At 39.7% G+C, this 13199-nt stretch carries 14 protein-coding genes; 2 read left to right on the forward strand and 12 right to left on the reverse strand.

What is annotated here, in order from left to right:
- Positions 1-152: 152 nt before the first annotated feature.
- From HMPREF2697_RS03380 to HMPREF2697_RS03395, 4 genes are all read right to left on the reverse strand, one after another.
- Entirely contained in the window at positions 153-497 is a 345-nt protein-coding gene (locus tag HMPREF2697_RS03380) for a hypothetical protein (RefSeq protein WP_225901289.1), read from the reverse strand.
- A 2-nt stretch (positions 498-499) separates the two neighbouring features.
- Positions 500-1447 (reverse strand): mannose-6-phosphate isomerase, class I, encoded by a 948-nt coding sequence (gene manA / locus HMPREF2697_RS03385; RefSeq protein WP_049527458.1) that lies wholly within the window; start codon positions 1445-1447, stop codon positions 500-502.
- A 65-nt stretch (positions 1448-1512) separates the two neighbouring features.
- Positions 1513-2406 carry a fructokinase ScrK gene (gene scrK / locus HMPREF2697_RS03390; RefSeq protein ID WP_049527455.1) on the reverse strand — a complete coding sequence of 298 codons (894 nt, stop codon included), beginning with the start codon at positions 2404-2406 and terminating at the stop codon, positions 1513-1515.
- Positions 2407-2586: 180 nt separating this feature from the next.
- Complete coding sequence (locus HMPREF2697_RS03395) at positions 2587-4488, reverse strand: sucrose-specific PTS transporter subunit IIBC (RefSeq protein ID WP_070849636.1); 1902 nt, start codon at positions 4486-4488, stop codon at positions 2587-2589.
- 189 nt (positions 4489-4677) lie between these two features.
- Between HMPREF2697_RS03395 and HMPREF2697_RS03400 the strand changes: the two genes are divergently transcribed.
- Together HMPREF2697_RS03400 and HMPREF2697_RS03405 are read left to right on the forward strand one after the other, a co-directional pair.
- Complete coding sequence (locus HMPREF2697_RS03400; RefSeq protein WP_070849637.1) at positions 4678-6120, forward strand: sucrose-6-phosphate hydrolase; 1443 nt, start codon at positions 4678-4680, stop codon at positions 6118-6120.
- Between the two features lie 8 nt (positions 6121-6128).
- A complete protein-coding gene (locus HMPREF2697_RS03405) occupies positions 6129-7094 on the forward strand; it encodes a LacI family DNA-binding transcriptional regulator (RefSeq protein ID WP_070849638.1) in 966 nt (321 codons plus the stop codon).
- 90 nt (positions 7095-7184) lie between these two features.
- Here HMPREF2697_RS03405 and nusB read toward each other — a convergent pair whose 3' ends face one another.
- The 8 genes from nusB to HMPREF2697_RS03445 form a co-directional block, all read right to left on the reverse strand.
- Entirely contained in the window at positions 7185-7619 is a 435-nt protein-coding gene (gene nusB / locus HMPREF2697_RS03410) for a transcription antitermination factor NusB (protein ID WP_002884506.1), read from the reverse strand.
- Positions 7612-8001, reverse strand: coding sequence for an Asp23/Gls24 family envelope stress response protein (locus HMPREF2697_RS03415; protein WP_002884704.1), 390 nt, complete (start codon positions 7999-8001; stop codon positions 7612-7614). Before HMPREF2697_RS03415 ends, nusB begins: the two co-directional genes overlap by 8 nt.
- A gap of 70 nt (positions 8002-8071) precedes the next feature.
- Entirely contained in the window at positions 8072-8632 is a 561-nt protein-coding gene (efp, locus tag HMPREF2697_RS03420) for an elongation factor P (RefSeq protein ID WP_002884532.1), read from the reverse strand.
- 115 nt (positions 8633-8747) lie between these two features.
- Positions 8748-9203 carry a deoxycytidylate deaminase gene (locus HMPREF2697_RS03425; RefSeq protein WP_002884736.1) on the reverse strand — a complete coding sequence of 152 codons (456 nt, stop codon included), beginning with the start codon at positions 9201-9203 and terminating at the stop codon, positions 8748-8750.
- A gap of 18 nt (positions 9204-9221) precedes the next feature.
- Positions 9222-10283, reverse strand: coding sequence for a M24 family metallopeptidase (locus HMPREF2697_RS03430; protein ID WP_014635041.1), 1062 nt, complete (start codon positions 10281-10283; stop codon positions 9222-9224).
- A gap of 132 nt (positions 10284-10415) precedes the next feature.
- Positions 10416-11138, reverse strand: coding sequence for a hypothetical protein (locus HMPREF2697_RS03435; RefSeq protein ID WP_257375237.1), 723 nt, complete (start codon positions 11136-11138; stop codon positions 10416-10418).
- A complete protein-coding gene (locus HMPREF2697_RS10480; RefSeq protein ID WP_070849639.1) occupies positions 11128-11949 on the reverse strand; it encodes an ABC transporter ATP-binding protein in 822 nt (273 codons plus the stop codon). The genes HMPREF2697_RS03435 and HMPREF2697_RS10480 overlap by 11 nt, the downstream gene beginning before the upstream one ends.
- A 128-nt stretch (positions 11950-12077) precedes the next feature.
- Positions 12078-12938 (reverse strand): thioredoxin family protein, encoded by an 861-nt coding sequence (locus tag HMPREF2697_RS03445; RefSeq protein WP_045771663.1) that lies wholly within the window; start codon positions 12936-12938, stop codon positions 12078-12080.
- Positions 12939-13199 lie beyond the last annotated feature (261 nt).

The following is a 13199-nucleotide window of genomic DNA, read 5'->3' on the forward strand; positions in this document are numbered from 1 at the left end:
TATTTTACCACAAAAGCCACCTTTAAACAAGAAATCACTCAAGGATTGACAAAGAAAAAAGCCCTAGTTTAAGGGCTTTCACAATGGATTCGCAAATAAACTAAAACTTTTTTATTAGATTCACTGAAAATATTGACAATAATACTTTAAACCTACTTCTCAGAGTTTTCTTGGCTCTCTAGAATATCCTCAAAATCATGCAAAAGATTTTCAAAAGCCTGCTCAAAGAAAGCATGGTCGGTGCTACTATAAGCCTTCATTATCATAGGACTAGCTTCAAAATCAACGTAGAATTGATAGTCCAAGACACCATTTTTCCAGTAAAATTTGATGCTAGGGGAAGCTGTTTTTTCACCACACATACCAGGAATTGCCCGTTGTAAGCCATAAATGTGGTCGCCATAGTCTTTCAGACGATAATAAGCCCCCTCAAAATAATAGGATTTGCCGATTTCAATACGCTCAAATAGTGCCGCTAAAACTTTTTCATTACTCATACTTAAGCCTCGTTAGGGTGACTGACAATCATCTCCAATTGTCCATCAATTTCCCAATCTGTCACATCATTTGGAAGAATAAAGTGATCGCCTTTTTTTAGACAATAAATGCGTGAATCGATAGTCATGGTCCCATTGCCAGAAAGTACTGAACAAAGCAAATAGGGAGCTGATTGCTTGAAGTCAACCAAGCCACTGAGTTTCCATTTATACACAGTGAAAAAGGAGTTTGATGTCAAACAAGTCGACTCTAATTGCAAGGTCTTAACAGTTGCTGGGACGCTATTTTCTGGGGCCCCTAGATTCAAGACATCAAGAGACTGTTGAATATGAAGTTCACGTTTATTGCCCTGATCATCCCTACGATCAAAATCATATACACGATAAGTGGTATCGCTAGATTGTTGAGTCTCTAAGATAAGGATACCTGGACCAATAGCATGCATGGTGCCACTTGGTACAAAGAAAAAGTCACCTTTCTTAACAGGAGTTTTCGACAAAAGTCCATCCCAATCACCTGCTTCAATCAAGGATGCCAGCTCTTCCTTTGTCTTAGCCTTGTGACCATAAATAATTTCTGCACCCTCTTCAGCATCAATAATATACCAACATTCTGTCTTTCCTAGCTCACCTTCGTGCTCTAGCCCATAGGCATCATCAGGGTGTACCTGCACTGAGAGCCAGTCATTAGCATCCAAAATCTTGGTCAACAAAGGAAAAACACTAGTCTTGGGGTTCCCAAAAAGTTCTGGATTATCCTTGTAAAGCTCTGCCAGGTGGAAACCAGCATATTTTCCATTTTTGACATAGGATACACCATTAGGATGGGCAGAAATTGCCCAGTATTCACCAGTATGTTCACTGGGAATATCGTAACCAAACTCTGTCTTGAGGCGATTACCTCCCCAGATTTTCTCATGCATTGGTGAATCTAAAAATAAAGGTTCCATTACTTCCTCCTGTATAGAGCAAAACGCCTTAAGATTATCTCTTAAAGCGATTTTACATATTTTGTTTATTTGTTTGCATGCTTGTCGGCTACGTCCTTAGCAAGTGCGAAGTTACCAAGTGTTGCAGAACCATTACCTGAAACAGCAGGTGTCACAATATACTCATTTACATCTGGCACCGGAAGGTAACCATTCAAAAGAACTGTGAATTTTTCACGAACACGACGAAGCATGTGTTCTTGCCCCATAACACCACCGCCAAAGACGATAACTTCAGGACGGTAAAGTACTGTTGCTTGGACAGCCGCTTGAGCAATGTAGTAAGCTTGAACATCCCAAACTTCAGAATGCTGATCAATCAATTCACCACGAATACCTGTACGAGCTTCGAGCGATGGTCCAGCAGCCAAACCTTCCAAACATCCACGGTGGAATGGACAAGTACCGTTAAATTCATTGGAAACATCATTTGGGTGAAGCGGTACATATACGTGACCAGCTTCAGTATGACCCATACCACCAATGAATTCACCATTTTGAATAGCTCCAGCTCCGATACCTGTTCCGATAGTGTAGTAAACAAGGCTCTTAACACCTTTACGAACAAGTGTCTCACCATAAGCAGATGAGTTAACATCAGTCGTAAAGTAGAAAGGAACATTAAACTCTTTAGCAATCAAACCAAGAAGGTCAACATTTGACCAATGTGGTTTTGGTGTTGAAGTCACAAAACCATATGTTTCAGAGTTTGGATCAACATCAATTGGACCAAATGAACCAATAGCAATTCCAGCTAATTGGTCTTCATAACGTTTGAAAAATTCGATCGTACGATCAATTGTTTCATAAGGTGTAGTTGTTGGGAATTGAGTTTTTTCAACGACTTGGAATTTCTCATCACCGACAGCACAAACAAATTTTGTACCACCAGCTTCCAAGCTTCCGTATAGTTTAGCCATAGGTAAAGCTATCTCCTTTTATGATCAATAATAACTATTTATAATATTATAAAGAAAAGCTAGGCAAAAGACAATCTAAATGAGACCTTGTTTGAGGAGGTACAGACTACTCTGCTTCATACTTTTCTTTATGAGCCATTTAACTAAAAAAGCCGAATTGGCTTCGACTTTTCTAGCTTATTATTTAACTGCGATGAAGTCTGCACCTTCAGCAACTGAACCAGTCGCTACTGATGAAACATCTTCGAAGTCTGCAGTGTTTGTAACGATAACCATAGTTGTATCGTCAAGACCTGCTTCAGTGATTACTGAGCTATCGAAGGTAGCCAAGACATCACCTTTTTTAATACGTTGATTTGCTTGAACTTTAGCATCAAATCCTTTACCGTCAAGTGAGACAGTGTCGATACCGATGTGGATAAGCACTTCAGCACCTTTATCAGATTTAAGACCGTAAGCGTGACCTGTTGGGAAGGCGATTTGCACTTCACCATCAAATGGTGCGACTACTTGGTTACCTGAAGGTTTTATAGCGGCACCTTTACCCATAGCTCCTGATGAGAAGACTGGGTCATTAACATTTTCCAAAGCTACAACTTCACCTTTAAGTGGTGCAGCGATTGTTTCAGCTTGCAATGCAACTGGAGCTGAACCTGCTGAAGCGATATCTTCAGCTACAACTTCTTCAAGAGCTTCAACTTCTTCCTCTTTGTAACCGAAGATCCAAGTTAGAGCAAAACCAAGAGCAAGTGTTACAAGTACCATAATCACATACTTAAGTACTTGACCGTTAAGGTATAGAAGAGTACCAGGAACGATTGTTACACCAAATCCTGTACCAGCAAGGTTAAGGATTGATGCCAACCAACCACCGGCAGCACCAGCGATAAGACCCATGATAAATGGCTTACCGAAACGAAGGTTAACCCCAAAGATAGCTGGTTCAGTGATACCAAGTACCGCTGAAAGAGTTGCAGGGAAAGCAAGTGCTTTCAATTTAGCATCTTTAGTTTTAACACCCACTGCAAGTGTCGCACCAGCTTGGGCAGTCATAGCAGCTGTGATGATAGCGTTAAGTGGATCTTTACCAGTATTAGCAATGAGGTTAGCTTCAAGCAAGTTAAAGACGTGGTGAACCCCTGTAACGACGATAACTTGGTGAACTCCACCAAGAACAAGACCAGCAAGACCAAATGGCAAGTTAAGAATCCATTCTGTAGCAGCAAGAACATAGCTTTCAACAGTATGGAAGACAGGACCAATGATAAAGAGGGCCAAAGCTGACATTACTGCAAAGACGATAAGTGGACGTAAGAGAAGGTCAAGAACATCTGGAACCCATTTACGAACCCATTGCTCGAACTTAGCACCAAGCAAACCTACGAAGAAGGCTGGAAGCACTGAGTTTTGGTAACCTACTACTGGAATAAAATCAAAGAAGTAGATTGGTTTAGCAGCACCTGATGCAACATCCCAAGCGTTAGGAAGGGCGTTGTTAACCATCATCAAACCAAGAACCAAACCAAGAAGTGGTGAACCACCAAATACGTTAAAGGCTGACCAACAAATCAAGGCTGGGAAGAAGGCGAAGGCTGTATCTGTCAATACAACTGTGTAAGTGTAGAAATCTGTAGCAGCAAAAGCTTTAGATGTTGTACCGAACAAACCAAGAACTGTATCGTTATTGATTGCTCCACGGATACCCATGAAAAGACCAGTCGCTACGATAGCTGGAAGCAATGGAACGAATACGTCACCGAATGAACGGATGGCACGTTGGAACCAGTTCCCTTGTTTAGCAGCTTCTGCTTTTTGCTCGTCTTTAGATGCTGTTGGAAGACCTTGAGCAACGACTTCGTCGTAAATCTTGTTAACAGTACCTGTACCAAAAATGATTTGGTATTGACCTGAGTTAAAGAAAGCACCTTGAACTTTTTCAATGTTCTCAGCCTTTTCTTTATTGATTTTGTTTTCATCTTTAACCATCACACGTAGACGAGTCGCACAGTGAGCAACACTGTTGACGTTTTCACGTCCACCGAGGGCATCGATGACTTCTTTTGCAATTTGTTTGTTATCCATTTGCAAAAATCTCCTTAATAAAATTTGGTATGAAAGCGTTTAGCTTTTCTTTACGATAACTATTTTAGCATCTTTCTATCATATGTCAACCGTTTAGCATAATTTTTTATTTTTTTATGATAAATCGTTGATTTTTCTAGGTAAAACGTTTACTATATTACTAACAAATAGATTAGGAGATTACTAAATATGAATCTACCAACAGAAGTTCGTTACCGTCCATACGCGGATTGGACAAACGAAGAAAAAACAAAGATTAGAGAAAATGTCGCTAAATCACCTTGGCGTGCAAGTTACCATATCGAACCAGAAACAGGGCTTCTTAATGATCCAAACGGTTTTTCTTACTTTAATGGTAAGTTCCAACTTTTCTACCAAAGTTGGCCATTTGGAGCTGCTCATGGTTTGAAACAATGGGTGCATACTGAAACTGAAGATTTGGTTCACTTTACAGAAACTGGTGTCAAACTCTTGCCAGACCATGAAAATGATAGCCACGGTGCCTACTCAGGTTCTGCTTATCAAATCGGTGATAAACTCTTTATCTTCTATACTGGGAACGTTCGTGATGAAAACTGGATTCGTGACCCACGTCAAATCGGCGCTTGGATGGATAAGGACGGCAAAATCGAAAAATTCGACAAGGTTCTTATCAAACAACCTGCTGACGCTACTGGGCACTTCCGTGACCCTCAAATCTTCGATTACAAGGGACAATTCTACGCTATCGTAGGTGCTCAAAACCACGATAAACAAGGTTATATCAAACTTTACAAGGCAGTAGACAATGATGTCGAAAACTGGGTTGAGGTTGGTAATCTTGACTTTGGTGGCACTGGGTCAGAGTACATGATTGAGTGTCCTAACCTTGTCTTTGTAGATGGCAAACCTGTTCTTCTTTATAGCCCACAAGGTCTCGATAAAGCTGAACTTGACTACGGTAACATCTACCCTAACACTTATAAGATTTTCCAAGATTTCGACACAGAAAAACCTGCCCTCGTTGATGGCACACCAATTATCAACTTGGACTACGGATTTGAAGCATATGCAACTCAAGGCTTTAATACTCCAGATGGTCGTGCCCTTATTGTCAGCTGGATCGGTCTTCCAGATGTGGACTATCCAACTGACAAATACGACTACCAAGGGGCTATGAGCTTGGTTAAAGAATTGTCTATTAAAGATGGCAAACTCTACCAATATCCAGTCGAAGCCATTACAAGCTTACGTGCTAGCCAAGAAGATTTCTCTGAAAAAACGGCAACAACTAACACTTACGAGCTTGAACTTAACTTTGAAGCTAACACTCAAACAGAACTTGTCCTCTTCGCAGACCAAGAAGGGAATGGCTTGTCACTTACAGTTGATACTGAAAACGGAAAAGTTATCCTTGACCGTTCTAAAGCTGGTGAACAATATGCTACTGACTTTGGAACAAGTCGTGAATGTACACTTGATGCCGGTCAAGCTGCAACAGCAAACATCTTTGTAGATAACTCAATCGTTGAAATTTACTTCAACAAAGGTGAGAAAGTCTTCACTAGTCGTGTTTTCCCAAGTGCAGAACAAACTGGTATCAAAGTAACATCAGGAAACGTTTCTGGGCACTACTTCGACTTGAAATACTAAGGTGATTTATGGTCGCAAAGCTTACTGACGTTGCCGAACTGGCTGGTGTGAGCCCAACCACAGTTTCTCGCGTCATAAACAAAAAGGGCTACCTCTCACAGAAGACCATTGACAAAGTTCACGCTGCTATGCAAGAACTCAACTATAAACCAAATAATTTAGCTCGAGGTCTTCAAGGAAAGTCGGCCAAACTCGTTGGCTTGATTTTCCCAAATATTTCCAATATATTTTATGCCGAACTTATTGAACGTCTTGAGGATGAACTCTTTAAGCAAGGCTATAAAACCATTATTTGTAATAGTGAGCATGATCCTAACAAGGAGAGAGACTATTTGGAGATGCTTGCCGCCAACCAATGTGACGGCATCATCTCGTCTAGTCACAATCTTGGTATTGAGGATTATGAGAAGGTTGAAGCTCCCATCGTTGCCTTCGACCGTAATCTCGCTCCAAAGATTCCCATTGTTTCGTCTGACAACTTTGAAGGTGGCAAGTTAGCCGCAAGAGCTATGGTCAAGGCTGGCTGTCAACGCATTGTCATGATTACAGGCTATGATAATTCGGATTCTCCAACAGGACTTCGTCAACTAGGTTTTAATTATGAATTGGACAAGAAAGGTATTATTTGTCCTGTTCCAAACGATTTGTCTCTCATGCGACGTGAATTAGAAATCAAATCTATCATTTCTCGTGAAAAACCAGACGGTATTTTTGTCTCAGACGATCTCACAGCTATCCTAATTATGAAAGTGGCTAAACAAATGGATATTTCCATTCCTGATGACCTTAAAATCATCGGTTATGACGGAACTGCCTTTATCCGTCACTTCTACCCAGAGCTGGCAACCATCCAACAGCCTTTGGATGAAATTGCTAAGCTTTGTGTCGAAATTCTTCTCAAGAAAATTAAAGGCAAAACAGTTAATCGTGATTACGTGCTTCCAGTAAGTTTGATTGCCGGTGGTAGTATATAAATAAAAGTCGCAAGAAATCTCCACTTGCGACTTTTTTTCTTGTTAAATTAGTAGAAAAAAGAAGTTGAAACAGTGTTCAACTTCTTTTGCTTATGCTTCATCTGTCACGAACTGACTAAGTACACCGTTAATGAACTTAGCAGATGTTTCATCAGAATATTTTTTAGCGATTTCAATGATTTCGTTGATAGCCACACGTCCTGGTGTTTCTTCAAATGACGTGATTTCATAAAGTCCTAAACGAAGGAGGGTACGATCTGTCACAATCAAACGTGAGAGACTCCAACCCTCTTTCAATTTTTCTTCAATTTGACTATCAAGTTGAGCCAACTCTTCACGGACGCCTGTTACTAGGCTAAGGAGAAAGGCTGGTACATCAACTTCAGTTTCTTCGTCAATTGGCTTGTCATATGTGTAAGCGAAATGTGCTTGTTCCAGAGCTTCGCCACCAAATTCAAGGGCAAAAAGCGTTTGAAAAGCACGCTCACGAAGGTCACGACGTGAATCTTTAAAGATATTAGTCATTCAAAAAATCCTCGTTAAACAATTCAGCCAAGTCTGGTTTTTGTGACTTTTCAGTAACAATAGATTCAACGTGAACGTTGACTTCTGAAATTGCCACTTCTGCCATATCATAGACAGCTGCTTTAACAGCCTTTTGAATTTCAATTGAAACCGCTGGTACGTTAACCCCATACTGAAGTGAAACGTAGATATCAGCATTTACAGTACCATCTTCTTCTGTTCGGAGGTAAACACCACGTCCCAAGCTTGTTTTGCTGAGACTATCCGTAACATTTTTATTTTGAAGGGCGTAAACACCTTCCACTTTAGTTGCAGCGATACCTGTAATCACTTCGAGCACGCGAGGGGCAATTACAATTTCACCGATATTTTCTGTAGTCATCGCATGTTTCCTTTCCGTTAGTTTGGAAAATAAAGCCTTCAAACCAGTGGTTTGAAAGACTTAGTTGGGCTTAGGCACGTGATACGTAAGTACCTTCAGCTGTGTTGATAACCAATTTTTGACCAGCTTCGATAAAGTCTGGAACGTTAACCACAAGACCAGTTTCAAGTGTTGCAGGTTTACCTGAACCTGTAACTGTTGCACCCTTGATTGATGGTTGTGTTTCAGTAACAGTCAATTCAACAGTTGTTGGTACTTGCACACCGATAACTTCTGTTCCGTAGAATTGGATTTTTACTTCCGAGTTTTCAAGGATAAATTTCAATTCTTCTTGAACGTTGGCTACTGGGATTTCATATTGGTCATATGTTTCAGTGTTCATGAAGTATGCAGTATCATCCATTTGGTACAAGTATTGTGCTGGTACTGTTTCGATGATTGCTTGTTCAAATTTTTCTTCTGGACGGTAGCTAGTATCAAAAGTTGAACCTGAGCGAACATCACGCAATTTCATACGCATGATTGTGTTACCTTTACCAGGTTTGTGGTGGCTAGCTTCAAGAACTTTGATCAATTTGCCATCGTTAGTTACGAAAGTCATACCCGCACGGAGTTTACTTGCTTCAATCATTATTAAATACCTCTTTGTAAAAAATTATTATCAGTTTATTCTACCATAAATGACAGCATGGCTCAAATGTTTTATAGATTCAAGCCCAATCCTCAGGCTTTTTTCAAAGAACAAACTAGTCATCCATTCCTAAGTGAACCTCTGGAACATCATGTTGCAAATAAGAAACACCCTTTTGTTCCATCAACTCAATCGCAAATGGGTGCGGTCTATAATTGGCCTTGTAAGTAATCTTTACGATACCAGCTTGCAAGAGGGCTTTGGTACAGTTGATACAAGGAAAATGAGTCACATAAATCTCTGTATTTTTGGTAGAAATCCCCTCTTTGGCACATTGGATAAGGGCATTCATCTCTGCGTGTACCGTACGAATACAATGACCATCTTCCATGTAGTGACCTACTTCGTTACAGTTATCAGTCTCAGAAACTCCGCCGTTATAACCTGTAGCGATAATACGCTTGTCCTTGACTAAAACAGCCCCAACAAAGGCACGGTCACAAGTAGAACGCTTAGAAATCAGCTCTGCATTAGCCATAAAATAATCTTGCCAAGATAAACGGTTTGGCATAAAGTATTCCTCCAAATCTTAGAGAACAATCAACTCCTTAGGCGCAAGGGTAATCAATTCACAACCATTCTCTGTGATAATGATGTCATCTTCGATACGAACACCATATTTATCAGCCAAATAAACACCTGGCTCGTCCGTCAAGACCATACCAGCTTCGATAGTTTCATCAGAATTACCAAAGTAAGGAATCTCGTGAATGTCAAGACCAATACCGTGTCCGATACCATGTGTAAAGTAGTCACCGTACCCCGCTTCGACAATAACATCACGCGCAACCTTATCATAGTCACGACGTGTCATGCCAGCCTTAGCCGCATCAATCAAAGCCTGATTAGAACGTAGAACGATATCATAAATTTCACGCTCCTCATCAGTAGTGTCACCAATATGGATAGTACGAGTCATATCGCTAACGTAATGGTTGTAGTAGCATCCAAAGTCCATAGTCAAGGTCTCACCAGATTGGATAACCTTTTCTGAAGCAACCCCGTGAGGCATAGCTGAACGGTAACCTGAAGCAATGATAGACTCAAAGGAAATCCCTGAAGCTCCGTACTCACGCATACGGAAATCTAGGAAGTTTGCTACTTGTAGCTCTGTTGTTTGACCTGGTTTAATGAAATCAAGCACATCTGTAAAGGCACGGTCTGAGATAGAACAAGCCTTACGGATAGTTGCCAATTCTTTTTCGTCCTTGATCATACGCAACTCTTCCATGAAGTTGCTTTGTGGTGACAAAGTGTAGCCTTCAAAAATCGCTTGAAGACCTTGGTAGTAAGCAAATGACACCTGATTATCAAAACCGATTGTTTCAAGGTTATCAGCCTCGATAATTTTAACAATATCCTTAAGTGGATCCTTACTTTCGATAATATCAAAGCCATGCACAGATTGTTTGGCAATGAGGGTATAACGTGAATCCGTTAAGAAGAGGCGACGATTCTTAGTAATGAAGACAGTCGCATTTGTCCCCCAGAAATCTGTTAAATAATAGATATTTTTTTGTCCTGTCACCAACAAGGCATCAAGGCCTGATTGGGAAAGTTTGGCATCAAATCGTTCAAGTCTACGTTGCATTATGAATTACTCCTTTGGTATTTTAGGTTAATTATACCAAATTTTCAGACTTTAAAGGATTAAATTGACATTTTAGATTGTTTTTTTGATGTCATAAAGAAAAAGCCAGATGAAACTCTGACTTTATTAGCATTATACAAAGGCTCGCTTTTCGTAGATAGTTGGCGCAAAGAGGAGCAAAACCAAAGTCCAAGCAAACAAAACAAGGGCTTCGCGAAGACTGAAGAACTGTTGACCGCTAGTAAAGACTGCTCGCATAAAACTAAATGGCACATAAGTCATCAGCTTAGTCATGGTATCCCCTAAACTAGCCAAATAGAGCGTGAAGAAAGTCATTCCTGTCACACCAAAATAGGCCGTTACAAAGGCTGTCAAGGTATTTTTTACAAACAAGACAAGCAAAGAGGAAACCATATAAATAAAGGCTCCATAGACTAGGAAATCAATATAGATGTGTCTAATATAATCCCACAAAGGAAAATCTACATGTTGCACAGAATACTTGTAGAAGGCCAACTCCAAAACCAAAATAGTAGCAGCGACTATAGACAACACAAGGAAACTTAAGAGTTTTCGAAGAATAACCTCGCGTCCAGATAAGGAGGACACCCGAATCATATTAATTGTTCGATTCTGAAATTCTCGTCCAAGACTAGATACTGCTAGATAAGCAAAAACGATATCCACGATAAAGGAATAACTGGCAATAATCGCTGATGGCCCAAGGTAATCTCCCTTATAGCCATCACATAAGATTACAATTGCACCAATTAAGGCTACCAATCCAAGACAAATAAAGACACTCCTTGTCACACATTCCTGCTTTAAAAATACCGTTCTCAATTTACTTTTCATTGAATAGCACCTCACTTAATCCTTCTTTTTCATAAGTAAAAGGAATTCTCTCCCGATCCATAACCTGCTTAACAGCTACCAATCCTTTGACTAAGATGTCATGCTTTTGTCGTTCAAAAGGTATACCATTTAATTTGAACAGAGATATTAATGACTTCAAACTTAAATCCTCAGTATAAATCTTGTATTTGACATTATCACTGTCATCTAAGTAAATCAGCTTATGATTCTTCAACAAATAGTTTTTCGTACAAACCTGCTCAAGATTAGACAGAATATGACTTGAGATAATAAAGGTTAGGCCATGATTTTTAGCTAATTTTTTTATTAATGTGAGGAGACTGTTGATTCCATTAGGATCCAGACCATTTGTAGGCTCATCAAGAAGGATGAGTTCATCTGAAGCAATTAAGGCGATAAACAAACCCACACGTTGCTTCATTCCCAAAGACAATTTGGAAGCCTTGCGTTTAAGATAGGCCGCTACCTCCAACTCGTCCTTATAACGGTCAATCAACGCGTAATCCTTACCATACAATTTACAATAGAATTTAAGGTTAGCTTCAACAGTCATGTTAGGATATAGGGCTGGAGCTTCAATCAAGGCTCCTACACTTTTTGTTTTTAAGTCAATAATATCCTTGGAACCTGTCAAAATACCTGATACTAGTTTCATCAGGGTCGTCTTCCCTGCACCATTATTACCAATCAAACCAGCAATATCCCCCTTCTCTAACGTGAACGAGATATTATCCAAAACGGTTTGCTTTCCAAAACTATAGGTTAAGCCTTTCACCGCTAACACTGTCATGTATTTACCTTTCTTTGTTTAAATAACTAGTCCAATCGCTTATGATACTCGAAGAAATGACCTTAGATTAAGTCCGATGAAATCATATTTGATAAATTCTTTTATTTCTCGACTTAGAAAGTAGTCTGTTAGATAAATTTCCCTAAAAGACTTATAAGCAGGTCTGTTAGATTCCTAAAAACTTGCTTAATTTGAGACATTAGGCTATTAACAGACTGGTCTGTATGATTAACTGTATTCTCGCCACCATCCTTGATAGTATCCTCAGAGGGTGATTCCGGTAAGGTTTTTTCCGCCTTCTCTACTACCTCTGTTCCCTCTGGTGTCTCCGTTTTCTCAGTTTCTTCCTTGAAAACAGCCTGATAAATAGCTTGGGCATCCGGGGCACTGCCAAGATAGCCTGAAACCAATTGACCATTTTTGAGACGAATTACACTTGGAGTACCTGGAATACCTAGCTTATCAAATAGTATTTTACGAGACTCACGGTCCAACTGATCCGAATCTGTATTGTAATAAAGAAGCTGACCATCAATCAGCGTATTGAAATCCTTCAAAACTGGAGAATTTTGACGACAATAGTAGCAAGTTGGCCGGCCAACATAAAGAATATGGTCCCCACCATCTTCAGTCAACATATTTGTGACATCACTGTAAGAGACTTGCTTCAGGTTTTCAAGATTCTTTTCATAAGTTTCAACCGAAACCTCTTCGGACCTCACTTCTGTCTCAGCCACTCCTGTCTGTGATGACGGAAGAAGATAATTTTCCTTTGCCTCACTATTAGATTCAGCCTTCTCAACCACTTGTTCGGAGGCTGTTTCGGAAGAATTCTGTACATTATCTACCTGACTATTCTCAACAAAATTATTGGATAATTCGATTGTAGATTCCTTAACATCTAACTCGTCCGCTGCTCCACTAAGCACTGCTAACTGGCAAGTACCTAAAACAAAACTCGCCATCAAAATAAATTGTATTTTCTTCATGTGTTCTCCTTATTTGTTTACTGTGTGACATCTTACTTTTTACCCATTAACAATAGCAAGGGTACCATAACACTAATTACCATGTTTCTCTCCTTTTTCTATTTAATTAGCACTTTAGCTACTAAGTCCAAGCTATGACTTCATTATAAGAGCTTAACAAGATAAAAAATAGTGACATAAATGTCACTATTCCATAGAATTAAAGACAAAAAGAAAAGGCTAAGTATATAAACTCAACCTGAGACTATAGCAATCAACAGA

The sequence above is a fragment of the Streptococcus sp. HMSC064D12 genome, from assembly GCF_001837205.1.
Classification (GTDB): Bacteria; Bacillota; Bacilli; order Lactobacillales; family Streptococcaceae; genus Streptococcus; species Streptococcus salivarius_D.